This is a genomic window from Nocardiopsis quinghaiensis (genome assembly GCF_008638365.1).
GTDB lineage: Bacteria > Actinomycetota > Actinomycetes > Streptosporangiales > Streptosporangiaceae > Nocardiopsis > Nocardiopsis quinghaiensis.
On record NZ_VWVU01000001.1, the window covers coordinates 428,588 to 449,582 of the forward strand.

The window sequence follows — 20,995 nt, forward strand, 5'->3', positions numbered from 1 at the left end:
CGGGCATGCCGAGACGAGTGACGACATACCGTAGTCATTAAGTAGCTTTTAGTTTCCCCTTGGGCAGAATGAGAGTTCTGAGACAGGGGGGACTCTTGTGACCATGGTGCGAGGATGGGGACTCGTCTGGTGGGCGCTGCTCGCCGTCCTGCTCATCGCGGTACCGATGCTCTCGCACCCCGTGCTGCGCGCCGACGTCCTGGGCGACTCCGCGGTCCTCCTCCTGGTCTCCTGGTCCCCGATGCTGATCGGCGGGATCCTGGCCTGGGCCGGGGTCAGGGCCTTCGGCGCCCGCGAGCAGCTGGACCGCAGGGTCGTCCGGGCGATGGAGGGCCACCCCCTCAACCGCGAGATGGCCTGGCTGGCACTGCTCCTCGTCTGCTTCGTGCTGTCCATGGCGGCGCTGTCCCTGATCTTTCGCGCCTACGGGGCGCAGATCGGCGCGGACCTGGCCATGTCCGCCTCCCTGGTGTCCAGACTCCTGTTCCTGTTCACCCTGCCGCTGCTGCTCATGGACCGCTCAGGGGTCACCGTGGACGGCAAGGGAACCGACATGCCCGCGATCGCGCTGAGGGTGTCCGAACCCTGGCGCTGGATCGGGCTGATCCCCGTGGGGATCGCCCTGGGCCTCCTCGGCTACCTGCTCATCCCCTACATCGGGCTGCCGGGACCGTCCTTCTCCCTGCTGGGCTTCGTACTCGCCTTCACCGTGATCGCCGTGTGCGAGGAGATCTTCTTCCGCGGGATGATGCAGAGCCGACTGGAGATCCAGATGGGCCGCTGGGGCGGAATCGTGGCGACCTCGGTGGTCTTCGCGGTCACCTACGCGGTCATCCAGCCCTACGACGCGGTCTCCCAGCTGCCGGGGAACGACCTGGTGTACAACACCGGACTCGCCCTGCTGACCTACGCCACGGCCAGCCTGCTCTACGGCTATCTGTGGACGTGCTTCCGCAACACCTGGCTCCAGGTGTTCATGCGTGTCGGCATGTTCCTGATGATCATGCCGCCCGACCTTCAGATCGGTATCGGCTGAGGGCCCGGCCGGTGTCAGGCCTCCCCGGAACCCGCCTGTTCCGCCTGCCGGGTACACGCGGGGAGAGGCCCGACGCGGGTGCCCCACCGGAAGAACGAAGAAAAGGCCCACAGCGGTCGCGTCGTGGTCGTCCTCCCCTCACGGGGGTGTCACCGGGAGGTCATGGAAAAGGGGGAGTCTGCTCACTGTGAGCACGGAATCAGCGCCGACGCCAGAGGGTGCCGCCAGCAAGTCCCCCGTCCTTCCCCCCGACAGGTTCATGGACCGCGAGGAGGGATGGCTCCGCTTCAACGAGCGGGTCCTCGAACTCGCCGAGGACGAGGACGTCCCCCTCCTGGAGCGGGCGCGGTTCCTGGCGATCTTCTCCAGCAACCTGGACGAGTTCTTCATGGTCCGCGTCGCGGGGCTCAAGCGGCGCCTGGCCACCGGCCTGTCCGTCGCCTCCTCCAGCGGGCACCGCCCCCGCGCGCTGCTCGAACGCATCTCCCGGTTCACCCACGAGCTCATGCTCCGCCAGGCCGCCTGCTTCCAGGACAGCGTCGCGCCCGCCCTGCGCGGGGTCGGGATCCGCGTCGTGCGCTGGAGCGACCTGGAGACCGACGAGCGCGAGGACCTGCGGGGCTACTTCCGGCGTTCGGTCTATCCGCTGGTGACCCCCTTCGCGGTCGACTCCGCGCACCCCTTCCCCTACGTCTCCGGCCGCTCGCTCAACCTCGCGGTCGCCGTTCACGATCCGCGCGACGGCCGCAGCATGTTCGCCCGCGTCAAGATACCCAGCTCCCTGCCCCGCTTCATCGAGTCCGGCGGCGGGGGCAGCGGCCGGTTCGTCCCCGTGGAGGACATCGTCGCCGCCCACCTGCCCCAGCTCTTCGAGGGCATGCGGATCCTGGAGCACCACGCGTTCCGCGTCACCCGCAACGCCGACCTGGAGGTCGACGAGGACGAGACCGACGACCTCGTCACCTCCCTGGAGGACGAACTGCTGCGCCGCCGTTTCGGCCCGCTCGTGCGCCTGGAGGTCGAACAGGACATCAGCGACGGTGCGCTCACCATCCTCACCCGGGCGCTCGGCGCCGAGGAGGGCGAGATCTACCCGGTCCCCGGACCGCTCAACCTCGCCGGGCTGTCCCAGATCGCCGACGCCGACCGGCCCGAACTGCGCTACCCGCCCATGGTCCCCGCCGAGCCGCACGACCTGGCCCCCGGAGACCTGTTCGCCGCCGTCCGCGAGCGCGAGGTCCTCGTCCACCACCCCTACGAGTCCTTCGCCACCACGACCGAGCGCTTCCTGGCCCTGGCCGCCACCGATCCCCGGGTGATGGCGATCAAGCAGACCCTGTACCGCACCAGCGGGGACTCGCCTATCGTGGAGTCCCTCATCGAGGCCGCACGCGAGGGAAAAGAGGTCGTGGTCCTGGTCGAGATCAAGGCCCGCTTCGACGAGCAGAACAACATCCAGTGGGCGCGCAAACTGGAGGAGGCGGGCTGCCACGTCGTCTACGGCGTCGTCGGTCTCAAGACCCACTGCAAGCTCTCCATGGTCATCCGCCAGGACGACGACGGGCTGCTGCGTCGCTACTGCCACGTGGGCACCGGCAACTACAACCCGAGTACCGCCCGCATGTACGAGGACCTCGGCCTGTTCAGCGCCGACCCCGAGGTGGGGGAGGACGTCAACGACCTGTTCAACAGCCTCACCGGGTTCTCCCGAAGGAAGCACTACCGGCGCCTGCTCGTCGCCCCCGCCGCTCTGCGCGAGGGGCTGATCGAACAGATCGCCGCCGAGATCGACAACCGCCGCAAGGGCGAGCCCGCACGCATCCGCATCAAGGTCAACTCCCTGGTCGACCAGGAGATCATCGACGCCCTCTACCGGGCCTCGCAGGCCGGGGTGAACGTCGACCTGTGGGTACGCGGCAGCTGTGTCCTGCGCGCCGGGGTCCCCGGGCTCTCCGAGAACATCCGGGTCCGCAGCATCCTCGGCCGCTTCCTTGAGCACTCACGCATCTTCGTCTTCTCGGGCGGCTGGCGGCCCCGAGTGTGGATCGGCAGCGCGGACCTGATGCCCCGTAACCTGGACCGCCGGGTCGAGGCGCTGGTGCGCGTGGCCGACCCCGAACAGTGCGGCCGCCTGGTGCGCCTCATGGACCTGGCGATGGCCGACACCACCTCGTCCTGGCGACTGGAGCCCGGCGGAACCTGGACCCGCGCCACCCACGGTTCCGACGGCCGGCCACTCGTCGACCTGCAGGACAGCCTGCGCGGAGATCGACACCTGCGGGTGATGGAAGGCGGATGAACACCATGGGAGAAGAGGGAGACGTCGAGGGCTCCGTCAACGGCGTGGGCGGCGACGTCCTGCGCCGGACGGCGGTCGGGGGCTACCTCGAACCCATCCGCGCGGCCGGCGCCCTGCTGTGGCGCGAGGGCGCGGGCGGCACCGAGATCGTCCTCATCCGCAGGCCCGACCGCGGAGACTGGACCCTGCCCAAGGGCAAGATCAAGAGCAGTGAGCACACCATCGTCGGCGCGGTCCGCGAGGTCCGGGAGGAGACCGGCCTGACCCCCGTGCTGGGCCGCAGGCTCCCACCGCAGCGCTACCTCAAGGACGGATGGCCCAAGCAGGTCGAGTGGTGGGCGGCCACGCCCGCCGACCCCGGCTCGGGGATCGACTACCCGCCCAACGAGGAGGTCGAGCTGGTCGAGTGGGTGCGCGCGGAGGAGGCCCGCGAACGGCTCACCTACGACCACGACGTGCAGGTGCTCGACGACTTCCTGGCCGGGCCCGCCACCACCTTCCCCGTCATCCTGCTGCGGCACCTCTCGGCGGGGAAGAAGGACACCTGGCGCGGAGACGACCTGCTGCGCCCGCTGGACGAGGCCGGCCGCGCCGACGCCCTGGTCCTGTCCCGGTTGCTGGGCGCCTACGGCAGGCTCCGGGTGGTGACGTCGGCGGCGGCGCGGTGCGCCGAGTCGGTGCTGCCGTACACGGTGGAGTTCGACGCACCGACGCGCACCGAGCGGGCGTTCACGGTCCACCAGGCCTCCACCGACCCCTCCCCGGAGGGCGGGGAGTCCGCCCACGGCGTGGAGGACGCCAGGAAGGCGTTCGCGCACATCCTGGCCGAGGGGCGGGGGACGGTGATGTGTACGCACGGCGAACTGGTGCCGCACCTGATGGCCGAGGCGCTCACCCAGCTGGACGCGCCGTTCACCCAGCAGCTGAAGCTGCGGAAGGGCTCCTTCTGGGTGGTGCACGTGGACTCCTCGGGCGGCGGGCTGGCGGCGGTGGAGCGGCACGCGGTCCGTACCTGAGGGGAGGATCGGGGCGCCTGACGCGGGCACCGCACCGGGTGACATGATGCGGTCATGGCCAGACACAAGGTTGCGCGGAGCGTCGTGGTGGACGCTCCCGCCACACGGATCTTCGACATCATCGCGGCACCGGCGCGGCACTCCGAGCTCGACGGTTCGGGGACCGTGCGTGCCAACCTCTTCGGCCCGGAACGGCTGGAGCGGGGCAGCGAGTTCGGTATGGACATGAAGATGTTCGGCGTCGGCTACCGGATCACCAACCGCGTGGTGGAGTACGAGGAGGACCGTCTCATCGCCTGGCGGCACTTCGGCCCGCACCGCTGGCGGTACGAGCTGCGGGAACTGCCGGAGGGAGGTACCCGGGTCACCGAGACCTTCGACTACTCCCGGGGCCTTCCGGCGTTCTACGTCCTGATGGGGATGCCGGCCGGGAACGGGCGGAGCATCGAGCTGACCCTGGAGCGGCTCAAGGCCGTCGCGGAGTCCGCCGGGGACTGACCGTTCCCCGGGGCGGACAGGGGCGCCGCCCGCGGCCGGGGGCCGTGGGCGGCGCTGTTGTGACAGGAGCGGGTCCATGTCGCCGAGGGACGCCGCGCATCTCCTCGCGTGGGAGGCCCGCGTCGCCGGTGCGGGCCGGCGGGAACGTGTCCGTTCCGCGGGCGGCGTCCCCAGGGCCTTCCGGACCGGGCCCTCCGGGCTCAGGCGGAGGCGCGGGCCGGAGCGGACGGGCTACTAGTAGCCGTTGTCCTCGTCCTCTTCCTCGTCCTCGTCCTCGTCGTGGTCCTTGTGCTTGCCCTTGTGGTCGTGGCCCCAGCCGTTCTCCTCGCCATCGTCGCCGTGGTGGTGGCCGTTGTCCTTGCCATCGTCATCGTGGTCGTGGTCGTGGTCATCGTCGTGGTCGTGGCCGTACCCGTTCCAGTGGCCGTTGTCGTCGTCGGACCCGTGCCAGCCGAAGCTGAGGTGGTGGCCGTGGTATCCGTCGTGCTCCTCGCCCGCGACGGCGGGGGAGGCCGAGCCGATGACGGCACCGGCGGCCATGGTCATGAGGGCGAGTCCAGCGATGCGCTTCACGATAATCCTTGCTCTCAGTAGCTGCTAATAACTGACAGTGATGAATGTAGGTCGGCGCGTCCCGTTTGGCCAGTCCATCGACACGGGAGGGGCGGATTGGTTTCGGAGCCCGGACCCTCTCCGGGCGGAAAACGCGGTGCTCGCCCGAATGCCCTAAAGTTCAGCAAGGGTCCCTGTTCTGCGCGTCTCCCGACAGCCGTGACGCGAACCGGTGGGACCCGCGCACGGTCCGGTCGAACCAGGAGTCGGGGGCAGCGGTGGGAACAACCTTGGGTGACGTCTGGCGGGAAGTACTGTCCGTCCAACCCGAGCCGGAGCGGTGGATCATCGTCACCGCGGCCGCCCTGGCCCTGGCCTCGGTGGTGCTCGGTCCGCCCTGGCGGATCGGACGCAACGTCGTCACCATCGCCCACGAGGGCGGACACGCTCTCGTCGCCCTGCTCAGCGGCCGCCAGCTCACCGGTATCCGGCTGCACTCGGACACCTCGGGGGTCACCGTCTCCCGGGGCAGGCCGACCGGTGTCGGTATGGTCCTGACCGTCTTCGCGGGCTACGTCGCCCCGTCGGTCATCGGCCTCCTCGGCATCCTCATGCTGATGTCGGACCGCATCACCGCCCTGCTGTGGCTGAGCATCGTCGTGCTCGCCGCCATGCTGCTGATGATCCGCAACATCTACGGGGTGCTGTCGGTGGTGGGGACCGGCGCAGTGGTGTTCGGAGTCAGCTGGTTCACCCCCGCGGAGGTCCAGGCGGCCTTCGCCTACCTGTTCATCTGGTTCCTGCTCTTCGCGGGCGTGCGGCCGGTCCTCGAGCTCCAGGCGCAGCGGAGGCGCAACCCGTCGCCGCACTCCGACGCCGACCAGTTGGCGCGGCTCACCGGCCTGCCCGGCGCCCTGTGGGTGGCGGTCTTCCTCCTGGTGAACGTCGCGGTGACCGCGCTGGGCGTGTGGCTGCTGCTCTTCTGAGGGCCACGACTCCTCTGGGGGCCACGGCGACCCCCGGGCACGCGAAAGGGGGCGCCGCCGTCAGAGGCACGCCCCGAAGGTGCGTCGTGGACGCACTGTGCCGCGGCCACGGAGGTGCTGTGGTCCTCGGGCGCCGCGGGCCCGGCGTCAGCCGGAGTGCGGTGCGGTGAGGGCCTCGGAGACCGTCGTGAAGACGGGGATGCGCGTGTCGAGCGAGGTGACCCGCAGGATCTGTAGCACCCTCTGGATGGGCGAGGCGATCGCCAGGAGCGCCTTCTGCTCCTTGGCCGCCTTGTGCGCGCGGATCAGGACGCGCAGGCCGCTGGAGTCGATGAACCGGAGGTCGGAGCAGTCCAGGACCACGCGGCCGAAGGGCTGGGTGGTGAGGGCCTCGGTCACCGCCTCCTGGAAGCGGTGTTCGGTGGCCATATCGATCTCCCCGTTCAACACCAGAACCCGTCCGGTGTCGTGCAGGGTGGAGGAGATGGTCAGGTCGGGCATGGCGACTCCGGCGTATTCGGGACGTGCCCGACGGGTCGGCGCGTCCGGTCGCGCACCGCTCCACGAGCGGGCGCCGACCGGTGCGTTCTTCGCGTTACCGCGGTGGCCAAGCTGATGGTTCATCGATTTCCTTGCGTGGTGCCCCGGGCCGGGGATGAAACGCCCTTCTCGCCCGGATCCGCTGGAATCCCACAACGAGGACGGCTGTCCGGAGAACGTGCGGACCTGGCTCGGGAGTTCCTGGACGTGCCCTGTCCTGCCGCGGAGACGGCGGGGACAGCGGTGGGCCGGTGGACGTCGCGTCGGGCCACTCCCTGCCCTCCGCAACTGACCAAACCCGCCCGCGGGGGCGGGCATTCCCGCCTGTGGCTCGGGGCGGTGGCCGGAGCGGTGATGCCGGGGCCGCTCCAGTGTTCCGGACGATCGGCCTGGCACCCGTTCGGGGCGCCGGGTCTCCTCTACGAGGGTCGCCCGACCACGGACTTTACCATAGGGCCGTGGCCGTTTCGTGACGTGAGCGACGCAAGGTCGTGCTCGCGCGCTTTGCTCCCCCTGTGCTCGGCGAGGTGTACATCACACCTGCTGGGCGTTCTCGGCTGGTTCGGGGTCTGGAGTTCGGTCCCCGTTCTGTCGCTGGAGGGCCCACACACACGCCGACAGCGTCAACGGCACCGCCACCGTCAGCGCGATCGCCGGGATCGCGACCCCCGAGTCGTTGACCGCGAAACCCACCAGAGCGGTCAGCAGGGAACCGGTCAGTCCCGCCCGGAGTGTCGGCGCGTACTCGTAGGCGCCCTGCAGGGCGCCGAACCGCCAGTGGATCGGCCGTTGGAGCACCACGAACAGGAACACCAGCGCGCACGCCGCCAACAGGGTCAGCTGCCAGTTGCCCAGCGTACCCAGCATCGCGCTGAGCTTGCGGGACACCACCGCGGCCGCCTCGCCGCTGACCACCTGGCCCGCGAACGCCCCGAAGTGGCTGCGTGCCTGTGGAGGCCTCAGGTAGTCCAGCCACGCCAGCAGCGCGATCGCCGTCACCGCGGTCGCGCCCACCACGGCCAGGCGGAACAGGGTGACGCGTACCCCGGCGATCATCATCGTCGTCACCGCCAGGCCCGGAACCAGCGCGATCACCCCGCCGAAGTCGGTGCCCAGCCCCGGCCAGCCGACGATCAGCACCGTCGCCGACCCGATGGCCAGGGTCGTCACCACGGCGGTGCCGCGCCGTCCCCGGGAGATCAGTGCGTGGGAGATCCCGGCCACCGCCATCAGCATGCCGGTCGCGAACGTGGCGAAGGCGATGTTGCCGATCCCGTAGAACCGGCCCGCCACGATCGGGGAGTAGCCCGTGGGCGAGTTCATCTGCAGGTACGCCCCGAAGCACAGGTCGAGGAAGAGCACCACCGTGGTCGTTCCCGCCACGACCGTCATCGGTCCGAGGATCGTGTGCCGCCACGGCCCCGCCATGGCCAGTGCCACCACCAGGGCGTCCGCGGACAGGACACAGGCCAGCAGCGCCAGCGGCGGTATGGACGAGGTCCACCACGGGACGAGGTTGGCCAGGTAGCTGGCCACCGGGAAGGCGGCACCGGCCAGCGCCACGATCCGCGTCAGGGTCAGCACGCGCGCGCGTTTGCCGCGCTGCCGGTTCGAGTACCGGTGCAGGGCGTAGGCGGCCGCCGCGTAGATGAGCAGCTGGAAGGCGACCAGCCCGCTGAAGAAACCCGGGATGGCGGCGCCCACCACGATCGCGGCGGTGTTGAACTCCACCAGCCGACCCACCGCCTTGTCGGTCGTCGGCGGTCGTCCGGTCAGGTGCCAGGGCCGGCCGCTGGTCGGCTCGGTCGCCCGCATCCCCAGGGAGGTCAGCAGGGTCGGCGTGGTGTCGGTGAGCACCACCAGCCCGGCGCGCCGGGTCGACTCCGAGGCCAGGAACGACTCCGCCCCGGTGAACCCGTCCTCGGTGATCTCGCCGGACAGGGCCACCGTCAGCTGTGAGGGGCCGGTGTCCATGGACACTCCGACGACCATCAGGGCCGAGCCGGCCGGCAGTACGCCCTCCAGGGCCCGCAGCCGGTGGTCCACCGCGGCCAGCGCCTTGTCGCGCTCCCACTCCGGGACGTCGTCGGGATCGGGTTCGGGCGGTTCCTCGTCCTCCCCGTCCTCCGGCTCCTCCTCGCCGTCCCTCTCCCCGCCCTCCTGGCCGGGCGTCAGCGGGTCCGGGTAGACCGGGTAGAGCCGGGTGAGCTCGGCCAGTTCCACCGCGGCCAGGGAGACCCCATCCAGGCGCTCGGTGGTCAGGTCGCGCACCCCGTCGACGTAGTGGTCCACCCGACCGGAGTCGTCGGCCACGCCCAGGGCGGCGCCGTGGCCCACGGCGAGCGTGGTCCCGCCCGCGTCGCGCACCGTCTGCCCGAGCAGGCCCACGGGCGCGCCGAAGGGGGACCGCTCGTTCTGCCGCACGTAGGAGCCGAACCCGGGGATGACCGCGCCCGAGCCGTCGCGCTCGGGCTCCGGCGCGGCCTCGCACACCGTGAAGCGCTCCCGGATGGACAGGGCGCGCTGCCCGGCCGACACCGACAGCCATCCGTCGGTGGGGCAGGTGCGGGAGGTGGCGGTGCGGATCGACATGTTGCCGACGGAGCCCTCCTCGGCCATCTCCCACAGGGTCGGGGTGTTCGCGGGGGTGACGTCCTCCCACAGCAGGCCCGGCACCCCCACGATCACCACGGGGCCGCTGCGCCGGGTGAGGGATCCGGGACCGGGCTGGTCGGAGCGGGCAACGTCGGAACCGCCGCCTGCGGAGGGCGTGCCGGCCGCGGAGGGCGCGGCGAGTGCGGCACACGACAGCACCGCCGCGGACAGCAGCAGGGCGCACAGGCGCGCCCCCCAGCGCGCCCCCGGTGTGACGAGCCGTCGTGGCATGGCGGACCCCCCGTCGCGCGCTCAGCCTCTCGGGCGTGTTCGGCGGACCCCTGCCCCGCTGTGCGGCGGGTGACGCCCATGGAACACGTTCCGGTCGCTCACCCTAGCCATTCTCCGCCCCGGGTAGGGGGATCCGCACGCCCGGGCGCGTACGGGTCCGGGGCCGGTCAGCGGTCGAGACCCCATTCCCGGAGGGTCTCGTCGGCGTCGGGCTGCCTCCGGCCCCGGGTCACCCCGCCCGGGGTGCGGTCGAAGCGGGGCGCCGGTCCGGGAACCACCCGGTCACCGTCGCGCACGAGCGAGCCGCGGGCGCGCACGTGCGGGTGGTCGGGGGCCTCCTCCAGGGACAGCACCGGCATCACACACGCGTCGACGCCGTCGAACACCTCGCCCCACTCGTCACGGGTGCGGGTGCGCAGGACCTCGGCGAAGCGCTCGCGCAGCCGGGGCCAGCCGGACCGGTCCCACTGGTCGGGCAGGTCCTCCCCGGCCAGGCCGGCGCCCTCCAGGAAGGCGGCGTAGAACTGGGGCTCGATGCAGCCGACCGACACGTGGCGGCCGTCCGCGCACTCGTACACGTCGTACCAGGGGGCGCCGGTGTCCAGGTAGTTCGTGCCGCGCTCGTCGTTCCAGGAGCCGCGCGAGCGGTCCTCGTGCACCATCGACATCAGCAGGGCGCTGCCGTCCACCATCGCGGCGTCCACGACCTGGCCGCGGCCGGAGGACTGCCGCTCGACCAGGGCGCTGAGGATGCCGGTGACCGCGAACATGGTGCCCCCGGCGAAGTCGCCGAGGAGGTTGATCGGGGGAACCGGCGGGCCGTCCGCCCGCCCGATGGTGTGCAGGGCGCCGTTCACGGAGATGTAGTTCATGTCGTGTCCGGCGGCGCGGGCCAGCGGGCCGTCCTGGCCCCAGCCGGTGACCCGCGCGTAGACCAGGCGCGGGTTGAGTTCGAGACAGGTGTCGGGGCCCAGGCCGAGGCGCTCCATGACCCCGGGGCGGAAACCCTCCAGGAGTACGTCGGCACGCGAGAGCAGATCACGGGCGAGCGCACGGCCCTCGTCGGACTTGAGGTCGGCGGGCAGGACGGTGCGCCCCTCGCTCATGTGCGGGCCGCTCGCACCGGTGTTCATCGCGTCGGCGGCCACCGGCCGGTCGAGGCGGATGACGCTGGCGCCCAGGTCGGCGAGGAGCATCCCGGCCATCGGCGCCGGGCCGATCCCGGTGAACTCGACGACGCGGATTCCGTTGAGGGGGCCCATGGGCGGTCTCCAAGGAGGCGGTGGACGTGTACGGACCACAGAGTAGAACGGCGTTCGGTTCATTGTGCGGGGTGGGGCTCCGCCACGCCAGGGCGTGTTCGGTCCGAGCCGGCCCGAGGCGGGCCGGTGGGCGGGAGCTGGCAGGATGTGGGGGTGACACAGACACCCGCGCCCGACGACCGCTCCCGCCTGTTGACCCCCGCCGACGTGCGGGCCCTCGCCGAGCGGTTCGGAATCCGGCCCACCAAGACCCTGGGCCAGAACTTCGTCATCGACCACGGCACCGTGCGCCGCATCGTCCGGGTCGCGGGGGTCACCGACACCGACGTCGTGGTCGAGGTCGGACCGGGGCTCGGCTCGCTCACCCTGGCACTGCTTCCGCACGTGCGCCACGTGACCGCGATCGAGCTCGATCCGGCGCTGGCCGCCGCGCTCCCGAGCACCGTCGCCGACCACGCGCCCGACCTCGCCGACCGACTCACCGTCGTCCCGGGCGACGCCATGCGCATCGCCGAGGTACCCGGTCCCGAGCCCACGGCGCTGGTGGCCAACCTGCCCTACAACGTGTCCGTGCCGGTCCTTCTGCACCTGCTCGAACTGCTGCCCGGCCTGCGGCGGGTGCTGGTCATGGTGCAGGCCGAGGTCGCCGACCGGATCACCGCCGCCCCGGGCGGGCGTATCTACGGCGTGCCCTCGGCCAAGGTCGCCTGGTACGCCCGGGCGCGCCGTGCGGGGTCGGTCGGCCGGAACGTGTTCTGGCCCGCCCCCAACGTCGACTCCGGCCTGGTCGAGCTCATCCGCCGCCCGCAGCCCGACACGAAGGCCAGCCGGAAGGACGTCTTCCGGGTGATCGACGCGGCCTTCGCGCAGCGCCGCAAGACCCTGCGCGCCGCCCTGGCCGGATGGGCCGGTTCCGCGCCCGCGGCCGAGGCCGCCCTGCGCGCGGCCGGTGTCGATCCCTCCGCACGCGGGGAGTCGCTGGACGTGGCGGCGTTCGCGGCCATCGCCGAACACCGTCCGACACCGGGGGAGTGACGGCCGTTCCTCGGGGTCACCCCCCGGATTCGGACGTGCGGTCCGACGGCTGCCGATCCCCCCGGGGCCGGGTGAGTGCACGGGCCACCCCGGCCGCTCCCAGTCCCAGGGCCAGCGCCAGCAGCACCCACACGATGTTGAACTCCCAGTCACCCGTGCCACGCATGACGAACGCGACCGCCAGGCCGAGGAACAACACGCCCGCGACCAGCGAACCCCAGTCAGTCCTACGCTTCGCCATGCTCCACCTCCACAACACCGAACAGTGAGTCGGTGCGTACGTTGATCAGCGGTGGTCCGGCCTCGTCGCCGTCCTCCGACCGCCCCCCCTCCACTGCGGCGTCCGCGGCGGGCTCGTGGACCTCGTCGTAGGTCAGGGAGTACCCGACCATGTCGTCGTCCTGTTCCTCCCCGCCGAGGTCCACCACGCCCAGCCCGACCCGTGAGGTCACGGCGACGCGTGCGTCCTCGGGCAGGACCAGCCTTGTGTGGCCCACATCCACCCGCAGGGAGACGTCGACGGTCCCGCCAGGGGAGAGGTCCGTCAGTCCCGTCAGGTCCAGCTCCCCCGAACCGAGGGTGAACCGGTGGTCACCGCCCTCGGCCTCGGCCACCGTGGTCGGCCGCCAGATCTCACCTCCGATCCGGATCCGGGTCAGATCGGTCACCGACGCCAGCGCCAGCGTCAACGCGACCACCAGCCCCAGTGACATCAGTCCCCGCGGACTGCCGAACCAGGCACCCACCAGCGCGTACACGCCGATCACCGCGAGGGCCCCGGCGAGGAAGAACACCCCGGTCTCCGGCCCGAACAGCAGGTCGACCGTTTGCGTGCTCCACAGCGAGGACGGCCCGCCGAACACGAGGAGGGGGACCAGCACGCCACCGGCCACGATCGTCCACAGGGCGAGCGAGGCCAGGGGCGCCCCCTTCCGGCAGGCCTGTTCCGGCTCCCCGGAACCGCGTCCGGAGAGCCCCCCGGCCCTGTCGCCGCCGTCCTCCTCGTCCTCGTCCCCGCGGGCGCCGGCCGAGGAGCGCTCCGCCACCACGGCCAGGTCCACCGGTCCGTGCGGCGCGGACGCCCACGGCTGGGCCGGGTTGTAGTAGGTCGGCGTCGGCCCGGGGGACGGCGCCGTCGGCGGGGGCTCCTTCGACCCCAGGTCCTCGCGCAGCCCTGCGAACGCGACCCGCAGGTCCACACCCCGGCTGCGCGCGGCCAGCAGTCCCAGCACGAGCGGCACCGCCAGTACCAGCGTCGACCAGCCGAACCCGCCGACCAGGCTGAGCGCCGTCGCGACCGCCAGCCCGACCGCGAGCAGCTTGGGCACCACCCGGGGAGGGATGCTCCGGTTCAGCATCTGCTCGAACGTCGCCGGGCCGCCCTGGGCGTCGCGCATCAGCATCCACGCGGCGATGTAGAGCAGCAGGCCGGCCGCCCCGGCGAACGTGGTCAGCACGAAGGCCGTCCGCCACACCACGGGGTCGGTCCCCGTGTACCGGCCCAGGCCGGCGCACACACCGGCGAGGACCCGGTCGTCGTCCCCCTTGCGCAGCTCGCGCTCGGGGAACCCGGTCCCCGGTGCGCCGGACGCTGAGGAGGCCCCGCCTCCGGGACCGGGCGTCGGGTCTTCGGTCATGGTCACTCACCGCACCTTCCTCGTATGCCCATCGTCACCCGTAACCGCCCACCAGCACATCCGGGACGACCCTGAAGCCACCCTGACCGGGGCCGGGACAGGACCAGGGGCGCATCCCCGATGCCCGCACGCGTCCGGGGAGGGCATCCTGGACACCACAGGACCTGTGAGCACGGCTGGGGTACCTCCCGCGCCACACGGACGAAAACTGACTAAAACGGATGAAAGCGGTGATCAGGCGGTGGCAGTACCAGCCACGGACACCCCGCGGCTCACCCGCGTGGTGGAGGGCAGGCTTCTCGGCGGTGTCGCCGCCGGGCTGGCCCGGCACCTCGGACTCGACCCCGTGGTCGTCCGCCTCGCCCTCATGGCGCTGGCCGTGGGCGGCATCGGCGTGGCCGTCTACGTCGCCCTGTACTTCTTCGTCCCCACCGACCCCGAGGAGAAGGAACACGGCGAGGCGGACAGCCGCCGCAAGGGCCGCGACCTGTCCCAGGTCGTCGCCTACGTCGGCCTCGGCGTCGGGCTCGGCGTGCTGTTCCTGCTCTTCGGCGGCGTCTTCGACCCGCTGCTGTGGTTCGTGGTCTTCGGCACCCTCGGCGGCGTCATCCTCTGGCAGCACGCCAACCCCTCCCAACGCGACGAGTGGATGACCTCCACGGTCGGCGGGGCGGGAGCCAAGGGCGTCATGCGCGCCGGTGCGGGCATCCTGCTCGTCGTCGTCGGCGTCATCGGCTTCCTCGTCTTCCAGGAGCAACTCCAGAACGCCCGCGCGGGCCTGACCTTCGCCTTCACCGTGCTCGCGGGCATCGCGCTCATCGTCGCCCCGTGGATCATCGGCCTGATACGCGAACGCGACCAGGAGCGCCGCGAGCGCATCCGCAACGCCGAGCGGGCCGAACTGGCCGCCCACATCCACGACTCCGTCCTGCACACCCTGACCCTCATCCAGCGCCGGGCCGAGGACCCCCGCGAGGTACAACGCCTCGCCCGCGTCCAGGAGCGCGCCCTGCGCAGCTGGCTCTACCAGCGTCCCGCCGACGCCGACACCACCGTCTCTCCCGCGCTCGAACGCGTCGCCGCCGAGGTCGAGGAGGAGCACGGCGTCCCCATCGAGGTGGTGTGCGTGGGCGACTGCCCCATGGAGGACGCGCTGACCGCGATGCTGCGCGCCGCACGCGAGGCCATGGTCAACGCCTCCAAGTACGCGCGCACCGAGGACATCTCCGTGTTCGGAGAGGTCGACCAGGAGGAGGTGCTGGTGTTCGTCCGCGACCGCGGCACCGGATTCGACATGGACGACATCCCCGAGGACCGGATGGGCGTGCGCGGCTCCATCCTGGGCCGCATGGAGCGGCACGGCGGCTCGGCGCGCATCCGCACCAGCCCGGGGGAGGGCACCGAGGTGCAGCTGCGCATGCCCCGTACCTCGGAGGCTTAGGCCGTGTCTTCTGCATCGCTCCGGGCCCGCGTCCGCCGGGCTGCCTCTCGCTACGCCTCCGCGCTCGTGAAGCACGACCAGGCTGAACCTCGCACGTCGCCTCGCGAGAGATCGCCTGGACGGCCGCCCGCCGACCCGGAAGCCCTCTGAAGGACACTCCCTGGCGCGCCGACCGCAGACGTCGCCGGTGCGCCTCTGGCCTCACAGGTCCGCGGCCTCCTGTGCCTCCCAGCGCAGCAGGTCTCCCGGCTGGCAGTCGAGCGCCTCGCAGAGCGCGGCGAGCGTCGTGAAGCGCACCGCCTTGGCGCGGCCGTTCTTGAGCACCGCCAGGTTGGCGGGCGTGATCCCGACGCGGTCCGCGAGCTCGCCCACGGACATCTTCCGCCTGGCCAACATCACGTCGATGTCGACGCGGATCGGCATCAGATCACCTCTTTCAGCTCGGCCTGCATCCGCACCGCCTGGGCGAGCAGCATCCGCAGCACGAGCACGACGAGCGCGACCCCCAGGATCGCCACGACGATCCCGCATATCAGCAGGACGATGCCCGGGGGGACGGCCTCGCCCGGCGCCAGCACGACCGCGAGCGCGAACGTCAGGAAGGCGGCCGCCACGAACGCGCCGATCACGATGTGCACGTACCGGAAGGCGGCGTGGGAGAACACGGTTCCGCGTCGCACCATCGTCACCAGCCGCCACACGCAGACCAGGACGACCTGGGCCGTCACGATGCCCAGGACCACGGTCACGAGCACCGGGGCGCGCGGGAACGCTAGGTCCGGGTCGATCTCACCGAGGTCGACGGCCAACAGCGGCACCATCACCGCCTGCAGGAACACCGAGCCGGCGAACAGCATCACGAGCACGATGCGCAGTGCGAGCACTGTCAGTTTTCCCATGGTTCTCCTTCGATCGAATCACGATGGGAATCTATCGACTTTCGATATATATGACAAGAGGTTGGCCCACTGGAGAGGTGGGACTCCGGTACGGAACGCGGTACCGCGCGCACCGGCCCCGGAAGGACCGGCCGACAACGGCACCGGAGGTCCGGCCGGATGCGGACACCTGGACGTGCGGGTGTCCCCGTCGCCGCGGACGTGGGTAGAGTCCACGGTGTGGCAGACGAGAGCACGGGCTTCAGTGACGGTGGCGCGATTCCCCGCGTCGTGATCGTGGACGACCACCGGTTGTTCCGCAGCGGTGTGCGCGGTGAGCTGGGAGACGCCGTGAACGTCGTCGGCGAGGCCGGGGACGTCGACAGCGCGGTGCACGTCATCGGGGAGAAGCAGCCCGACCTCGTCCTCCTGGACGTCCACCTGCCCGGCGGCGGGGGCGTGGAGGTGCTGCGCCGCGTCCTGCCCCGGCACCCGCAGATCCGCTTCCTGGCCCTGTCGGTCTCCGACGCCGCCGAGGACGTCATCGGCGTGGTGCGCGGCGGCGCCCGCGGCTACGTCACCAAGACCATCTCCGGCAGGGAACTGGCCGCCGCCATCGTGCGGGTGGCCGACGGCGACGCGGTGTTCTCCCCGCGCCTGGCCGGATTCGTGCTGGACGCGTTCTCCGCCACCGACGCACCGCCGGTGGACCCCGAGCTCGACCGGCTCACCCAGCGCGAACGCGAGGTCCTGCGGCACATCGCGCGCGGCTACGCGTACAAGGAGGTCGCCAAGGAGCTGTTCATCTCCGTCAAGACCGTGGAGACCCACGTGTCGTCGGTGCTGCGCAAGCTCCAGCTGTCGAACCGCCACGAGCTGAGCCGCTGGGCCACCGCCCGCAGACTCGTCTGACACCCCGGGCGCCGTCTGCTCCCGGGGCGGGCGCCGCGGGCACGACGAGGCCGGGGAGGTCCGGGAACCCCCCATATCCATGGGACCACCGGGCGGGGCGCGCCGCCAGCCCCCACCGGGACCTGTGGACGACCCGCCCCGGTCCGCGTCGCCCTGGTTCGACCTGGTCCGGGCCGCTCAGCGCAGCGAGTCGAGCATCCGCCCGAGGAACTCGGCCTCGGCCACCCCCGTGACCACGCGCGTGGGGCGGCGGTCGTCGCCCTTGGGGCGCGGGCGCAGGTCTGCCACGGTCATCCCCCGGGTGAGCGCACCGGTCAGCTCCACCCGCAGCGGCGCCTCGAACGCCTCCGTCACCAGGTCCGGGTCCACCAGCACAGCCGCCGCCAACGGGTCGTGCATCGCGCACTGGCGAACCCCGAAGAGCCCCGCGTAGAAGTCCGCGTAGAAGTCCAGGAACGCCGACGTGCGCTCGGCGCGCTCGCCCGGGACCGTCTTCAGCTCCTCCAGCCACTCCGTGGTGGCCACCGTCTTCATGGTGATGTCCAGCGCCACCAGGTCCAGGTCGAACCCGGCCGCGAACACGGCCTCCGCCGCCTCGGGGTCGTTGCTGATGTTGGCCTCGGCGTGCGAGGACACGTTGCCCGGGACGCGCACGGCGCCGCCCATCACCACCAGGCGACGCACCAGCCGGGGCAGCTCCGGCTCCAGGCCCAGGGCGATCGCCAGGTTCGTCAGCGGGCCCACCGCCAGCACGTCGACCTCACCCGGGTTCTCCCGGACCAGGTGCACCAGTAGCTCGGCCGCGGTCTCCGTGACCGGCTTGCCCGCGGGTTCGGGCAGCTCCACCTCCCCCAGGCCGTTGCCGCCGTGCACGTGTGCGGCCAGGCGCGGGGGCTGCACCAGCGGACGCGCGGCGCCCACCGCCACCGGCGTGTCCGGGCGGCCGTACAGCTCCAGCAGCCGCAGCGCGTTGCCCGCCGTGACGTCCACCCCGCTGTTGCCGAACACCGCTCCGACGCCGATGATCTCCACCTCGGGCCGGGCGGCCAGGTAGGCGAGCGCGACGGCGTCGTCGATTCCCGGATCGCAGTCGACGAACACACGCATGGTCAAGGAGACTCCCAGGGAAACACGAGACGGCCCCCTGACGGGGACCCGTACCGAAACAGCGTAAGCCGCCGATCAGGGCGTTTTCGACCGTGGAACCGGCCCGCTCCCGGCCAACCCGGCGGACCGTCCTGTGGACGGGACGGTGCCGTCACCGGGCGGCCGTAACCTGGATGCCGTGTCCTCCCAAGAACAGCTTCTCGAAGGTCTGAACGGTCCCCAGCGCGACGCCGTCACCCACAGCGGTGTTCCGCTCCTGATCGTGGCGGGTGCCGGGTCCGGGAAGACCCGTGTCCTCACCCACCGCATCGCCCACCTCATGGCCGAACGCGGCGTGCGCCCCGGTGAGATCCTCGCCATCACCTTCACCAACAAGGCAGCCGCGGAGATGCGCGAACGCATCCAGGCGCTGCTGGGCGTACGCGCCGCCAACAGCATGTGGACCATGACCTTCCACTCGGCGTGTGTGCGCATCCTGCGCAGGGAGGCGTCCCGGCTCGGCTACCCGAGCAGCTTCACCATCTACGACTCCGCCGACTCCGCACGCCTGATGCAGCTGGTGTGCAAGGAGATGGACCTGGACCCCAAGCGGTTCCCGCCCAAGTCCTTCTCCTTCCAGGTGTCCAACCTCAAGAACGAACTGGTCGACTACGAGACGTTCTCCGGGCAGGCCCAGAACGAGCAGGAGAAGAAGCTCGCCGAGGCCTACCAGCTCTACCAGCGCCGCCTGCACGAGGCGGGCGCCATGGACTTCGACGACCTCATCATGCTCACCGTCAACCTGTTCCAGATGTTCCCGGACATCGCCGAGTACTACCGGCGCCGCTTCCGGCACGTCATGGTCGACGAGTACCAGGACACCAACCACGCCCAGTACGCGTTCATCCGCGAGCTGGTGGGCGCGGCCGAGGACTCCGACACCAGCGTGGTGCCGCCCGCCGAGCTGTGCGTGGTCGGCGACGCGGACCAGTCCATCTACGCGTTCCGCGGCGCCACCATCCGCAACATCCTGGAGTTCGAGCGCGACTTCCCCAAGGCGCGCACCATCCTGCTGGAGCAGAACTACCGCTCCACCCAGACCATCCTGTCCGCGGCCAACGCGGTCATCGACCGCAACGAGGGCCGACCGGCCAAGAGCCTGTGGTCGGAACAGGGCGAGGGGCCGGCCATCACCGGCTACGTGGCCGACAACGAGCACGACGAGGCCGGGTTCGTGGCCGGGGAGATCGACAGGCTCACCGAGGACGGGACACTCAAGCCCAGCCAGGTGGCGGTGTTCTACCGGACCAACGCCCAGTCCCGCGTGTTCGAGGACGTGTTCATCCGGACCGGGCTGCCGTACAAGATCGTCGGCGGCGTGCGCTTCTACGAGCGCAAGGAGATCCGCGACATCCTCGCCTACCTGCGCGTCCTGGCCAACCCCGAGGACACCGTCAGCCTGCGGCGCATCCTCAACGTGCCCAAGCGCGGGATCGGCGCGCGCGCGGAGGAGGCGGTGGAACTGTTCGCCGCCCGCGAGCGCGTCTCCTTCGCCCGGGCGCTGCGCCGCGTGGACGAGGTCCCGGGGATGGCGACCCGCTCTGTCAAGGCGGTGCGCAACTTCAACGCACTGATGGACGAGCTCGCGGAGACGGCCCCCGGGAGCACGCCGGCGGAGACCGTCGAGGCGGTACTGAGCAAGACCGGGTACCTGTCCGAGCTGGCCGAGTCCAAGGACCTCCAGGACGAGAGCCGGGTGGAGAACCTGGAGGAGTTCGTCGACCTCGCCCGCGAGTTCGAGCACACCTTCGCCGCGCTCCTGGAGGAGGAGCCTCCGGACGAGGACCAGGACGGGGACGGCGCCGCGGGGGCGGTCGATCCGGGCGCGCCCACACTGGTCGACTTCCTGGAGCGGATCTCCCTGGTCGCGGACACCGACCAGATCCCCGACTCGGACGACGAGGGCGGGGTGGTCACACTGATGACCCTGCACGCCGCCAAGGGACTGGAGTTCCCCGCGGTGTTCCTCACCGGCATGGAGGACGGGATATTCCCGCACACCCGCACGCTCGGCGACAAGACGCAGCTGGAGGAGGAGCGCCGCCTGGCCTACGTGGGCCTGACCCGGGCCCAGCGGCTGCTGTACGTCAGCCGCGCCGCGGTGCGCAGCGCCTGGGGGACCCCGACCTACAACCCGGCCTCCCGCTTCCTGGACGAGGTCCCCTCGTCCCTGGTGGACTGGCGCCGCGCCGAGTCCACTCTGGCCGCTCCGCCCAGCCGCAGCATCGGCGGCGGCTTCGGGGGAGGCGGGGGCTTCGGTGGCACCTTCGGCAGCGGTGGGGGCCCGCGCTCGCGAGGCGGGAACAGGGCGGCCAAGGAGGCTCCGACGCTGAGTGTGGGAGACCTGGTCAACCACGACTCCTTCGGCATGGGGCGCGTACAGCTGGTCGAGGGCGCCGGTGACAAGACCAAGGCCCGGATCGACTTCGGCGCGGACATCGGTGAGAAGGACTTCCTCGTCAAGTACGCCCCGATCGAAAAGCTCTGAGCAGCCCCGATGTCGGCTTTATGCCGGTTGTGCGGTGGTTGCATCGTGGTCCGTCCTGTTCGGGGCGGGTCGCGTAAGCCACGACACCGGCAAGGTTCGGCAAAGGTGTCCCAAGCACTCCGGTGCGGGGGTAGAGTTGGGGAAGACCGAGCGAGACGGACGCGGATTCCCGCGGACGGGCCGGTTCACTCCTTCCCCTGACTGACTGGTTCGAGCAGTGCTCTGAGCCGGTAGGCTTCGGGAGGCGCTTCCACAGAAATGCGGAAGCGGACGGGCTTTACCCCGATCAGGAACACCACAAACCGCCGGTTTGGCGGGGTGCGGAACACCTGATAAAGTGAAGACACAACAAAGCGGAAACGCAACAGCGCCTTCCACGGAAA

Annotated in this window: 19 protein-coding genes; 9 read left to right on the forward strand and 10 right to left on the reverse strand. The window is 71.1% G+C overall.

Annotated features, from left to right (window positions below; genetic code table 11):
* The first annotated feature begins 103 nt into the window (after positions 1-103).
* The 4 genes from FYX01_RS06805 (at position 104) to FYX01_RS06820 (ending at position 4,849) form a co-directional block, all read left to right on the forward strand.
* Positions 104-1,036 (forward strand): CPBP family intramembrane glutamic endopeptidase, encoded by a 933-nt coding sequence (locus tag FYX01_RS06805; protein ID WP_190394209.1) that lies wholly within the window; start codon positions 104-106, stop codon positions 1,034-1,036.
* A gap of 187 nt (positions 1,037-1,223) precedes the next feature.
* On the forward strand, positions 1,224-3,335 hold the full coding sequence (locus tag FYX01_RS06810; protein WP_150238628.1) for an RNA degradosome polyphosphate kinase: 2,112 nt from the start codon (positions 1,224-1,226) through the stop codon (positions 3,333-3,335).
* 5 nt (positions 3,336-3,340) lie between these two features.
* Positions 3,341-4,351 (forward strand): NUDIX hydrolase, encoded by a 1,011-nt coding sequence (locus tag FYX01_RS06815; protein WP_394350438.1) that lies wholly within the window; start codon positions 3,341-3,343, stop codon positions 4,349-4,351.
* 54 nt (positions 4,352-4,405) lie between these two features.
* Entirely contained in the window at positions 4,406-4,849 is a 444-nt protein-coding gene (locus tag FYX01_RS06820) for an SRPBCC family protein (protein ID WP_150238632.1), read from the forward strand.
* Positions 4,850-5,083: 234 nt separating this feature from the next.
* Here the strand turns inward: FYX01_RS06820 and FYX01_RS26050 are convergent, their stop codons facing one another.
* Positions 5,084-5,422 carry a hypothetical protein gene (locus FYX01_RS26050; RefSeq protein WP_190394210.1) on the reverse strand — a complete coding sequence of 113 codons (339 nt, stop codon included), beginning with the start codon at positions 5,420-5,422 and terminating at the stop codon, positions 5,084-5,086.
* 269 nt (positions 5,423-5,691) lie between these two features.
* Between FYX01_RS26050 and FYX01_RS06835 the strand changes: the two genes are divergently transcribed.
* Positions 5,692-6,387, forward strand: coding sequence for a M50 family metallopeptidase (locus FYX01_RS06835; RefSeq protein WP_150238634.1), 696 nt, complete (start codon positions 5,692-5,694; stop codon positions 6,385-6,387).
* 147 nt (positions 6,388-6,534) lie between these two features.
* Here the strand turns inward: FYX01_RS06835 and FYX01_RS06840 are convergent, their stop codons facing one another.
* The 3 genes from FYX01_RS06840 to FYX01_RS06850 form a co-directional block, all read right to left on the reverse strand.
* Positions 6,535-6,888, reverse strand: coding sequence for an STAS domain-containing protein (locus tag FYX01_RS06840; protein WP_150238733.1), 354 nt, complete (start codon positions 6,886-6,888; stop codon positions 6,535-6,537).
* A 573-nt stretch (positions 6,889-7,461) separates the two neighbouring features.
* Positions 7,462-9,813, reverse strand: a complete 2,352-nt coding sequence (locus FYX01_RS06845; RefSeq protein ID WP_150238636.1) for a hypothetical protein — start codon at positions 9,811-9,813, stop codon at positions 7,462-7,464.
* Positions 9,814-9,980: 167 nt separating this feature from the next.
* Positions 9,981-11,075: a CaiB/BaiF CoA transferase family protein gene (locus FYX01_RS06850; protein ID WP_150238638.1), complete on the reverse strand. Its 1,095-nt coding sequence runs from the start codon at positions 11,073-11,075 to the stop codon at positions 9,981-9,983.
* A gap of 147 nt (positions 11,076-11,222) precedes the next feature.
* Here FYX01_RS06850 and rsmA point away from each other — a divergent pair, with 147 nt between their 5' ends.
* Complete coding sequence (gene rsmA / locus FYX01_RS06855; protein ID WP_150238640.1) at positions 11,223-12,110, forward strand: 16S rRNA (adenine(1518)-N(6)/adenine(1519)-N(6))-dimethyltransferase RsmA; 888 nt, start codon at positions 11,223-11,225, stop codon at positions 12,108-12,110.
* 16 nt (positions 12,111-12,126) lie between these two features.
* On the opposite strand, the gene FYX01_RS06860 is transcribed toward rsmA, so the two are convergent.
* A complete protein-coding gene (locus tag FYX01_RS06860) occupies positions 12,127-12,351 on the reverse strand; it encodes a hypothetical protein (protein ID WP_150238643.1) in 225 nt (74 codons plus the stop codon).
* Positions 12,338-13,753 (reverse strand): PspC domain-containing protein, encoded by a 1,416-nt coding sequence (locus tag FYX01_RS06865; RefSeq protein ID WP_150238644.1) that lies wholly within the window; start codon positions 13,751-13,753, stop codon positions 12,338-12,340. Before FYX01_RS06865 ends, FYX01_RS06860 begins: the two co-directional genes overlap by 14 nt.
* Positions 13,754-13,988: 235 nt before the next feature.
* Between FYX01_RS06865 and FYX01_RS06870 the strand changes: the two genes are divergently transcribed.
* A complete protein-coding gene (locus FYX01_RS06870; protein WP_150238646.1) occupies positions 13,989-15,188 on the forward strand; it encodes an ATP-binding protein in 1,200 nt (399 codons plus the stop codon).
* A gap of 201 nt (positions 15,189-15,389) precedes the next feature.
* Here the strand turns inward: FYX01_RS06870 and FYX01_RS06875 are convergent, their stop codons facing one another.
* Positions 15,390-15,611, reverse strand: coding sequence for a helix-turn-helix domain-containing protein (locus FYX01_RS06875; protein ID WP_150238648.1), 222 nt, complete (start codon positions 15,609-15,611; stop codon positions 15,390-15,392).
* The gene (locus tag FYX01_RS06880) at positions 15,611-16,087 is read right to left on the reverse strand and encodes a DUF2975 domain-containing protein (RefSeq protein WP_150238650.1); all 477 of its coding nucleotides are present in this window, start codon (positions 16,085-16,087) and stop codon (positions 15,611-15,613) included. The genes FYX01_RS06875 and FYX01_RS06880 overlap by 1 nt, the downstream gene beginning before the upstream one ends.
* 219 nt (positions 16,088-16,306) lie before the next feature.
* Here FYX01_RS06880 and FYX01_RS06885 point away from each other — a divergent pair, with 219 nt between their 5' ends.
* Positions 16,307-16,978: a response regulator gene (locus tag FYX01_RS06885; protein WP_150238652.1), complete on the forward strand. Its 672-nt coding sequence runs from the start codon at positions 16,307-16,309 to the stop codon at positions 16,976-16,978.
* 177 nt (positions 16,979-17,155) lie between these two features.
* Here the strand turns inward: FYX01_RS06885 and FYX01_RS06890 are convergent, their stop codons facing one another.
* Positions 17,156-18,085, reverse strand: a complete 930-nt coding sequence (locus FYX01_RS06890; protein ID WP_150238735.1) for a nucleoside hydrolase — start codon at positions 18,083-18,085, stop codon at positions 17,156-17,158.
* 178 nt (positions 18,086-18,263) lie between these two features.
* On the opposite strand from FYX01_RS06890, the gene pcrA reads away from it, so the two are divergent.
* The gene (pcrA, locus tag FYX01_RS06895) at positions 18,264-20,612 is read left to right on the forward strand and encodes a DNA helicase PcrA (RefSeq protein WP_150238654.1); all 2,349 of its coding nucleotides are present in this window, start codon (positions 18,264-18,266) and stop codon (positions 20,610-20,612) included.
* Between the two features lie 185 nt (positions 20,613-20,797).
* On the opposite strand, the gene FYX01_RS26055 is transcribed toward pcrA, so the two are convergent.
* The coding region (locus FYX01_RS26055) for a hypothetical protein (protein WP_190394211.1) at positions 20,798-20,995 on the reverse strand (198 nt) is incomplete at its 5' end.

Excerpts from the sequence above, each read along its gene's own strand:
- FYX01_RS06805 (WP_190394209.1), top strand. The coding sequence starts at position 104 with ATGGTGCGAGGATGGGGACTCGTCTGGTGGGCGCTGCTCGCCGTCCTG.
- FYX01_RS06815 (WP_394350438.1), top strand. The coding sequence starts at position 3,341 with ATGGGAGAAGAGGGAGACGTCGAGGGCTCCGTCAACGGCGTGGGCGGC.
- FYX01_RS06820 (WP_150238632.1), top strand. The coding sequence starts at position 4,406 with ATGGCCAGACACAAGGTTGCGCGGAGCGTCGTGGTGGACGCTCCCGCC.
- FYX01_RS06840 (WP_150238733.1), bottom strand. The coding sequence starts at position 6,888 with ATGCCCGACCTGACCATCTCCTCCACCCTGCACGACACCGGACGGGTT.
- FYX01_RS06845 (WP_150238636.1), bottom strand. The coding sequence starts at position 9,813 with ATGCCACGACGGCTCGTCACACCGGGGGCGCGCTGGGGGGCGCGCCTG.
- FYX01_RS06850 (WP_150238638.1), bottom strand. The coding sequence starts at position 11,075 with ATGGGCCCCCTCAACGGAATCCGCGTCGTCGAGTTCACCGGGATCGGC.
- FYX01_RS06860 (WP_150238643.1), bottom strand. The coding sequence starts at position 12,351 with ATGGCGAAGCGTAGGACTGACTGGGGTTCGCTGGTCGCGGGCGTGTTG.
- FYX01_RS06875 (WP_150238648.1), bottom strand. The coding sequence starts at position 15,611 with ATGCCGATCCGCGTCGACATCGACGTGATGTTGGCCAGGCGGAAGATG.
- FYX01_RS06880 (WP_150238650.1), bottom strand. The coding sequence starts at position 16,087 with ATGGGAAAACTGACAGTGCTCGCACTGCGCATCGTGCTCGTGATGCTG.
- FYX01_RS06890 (WP_150238735.1), bottom strand. The coding sequence starts at position 18,085 with ATGCGTGTGTTCGTCGACTGCGATCCGGGAATCGACGACGCCGTCGCG.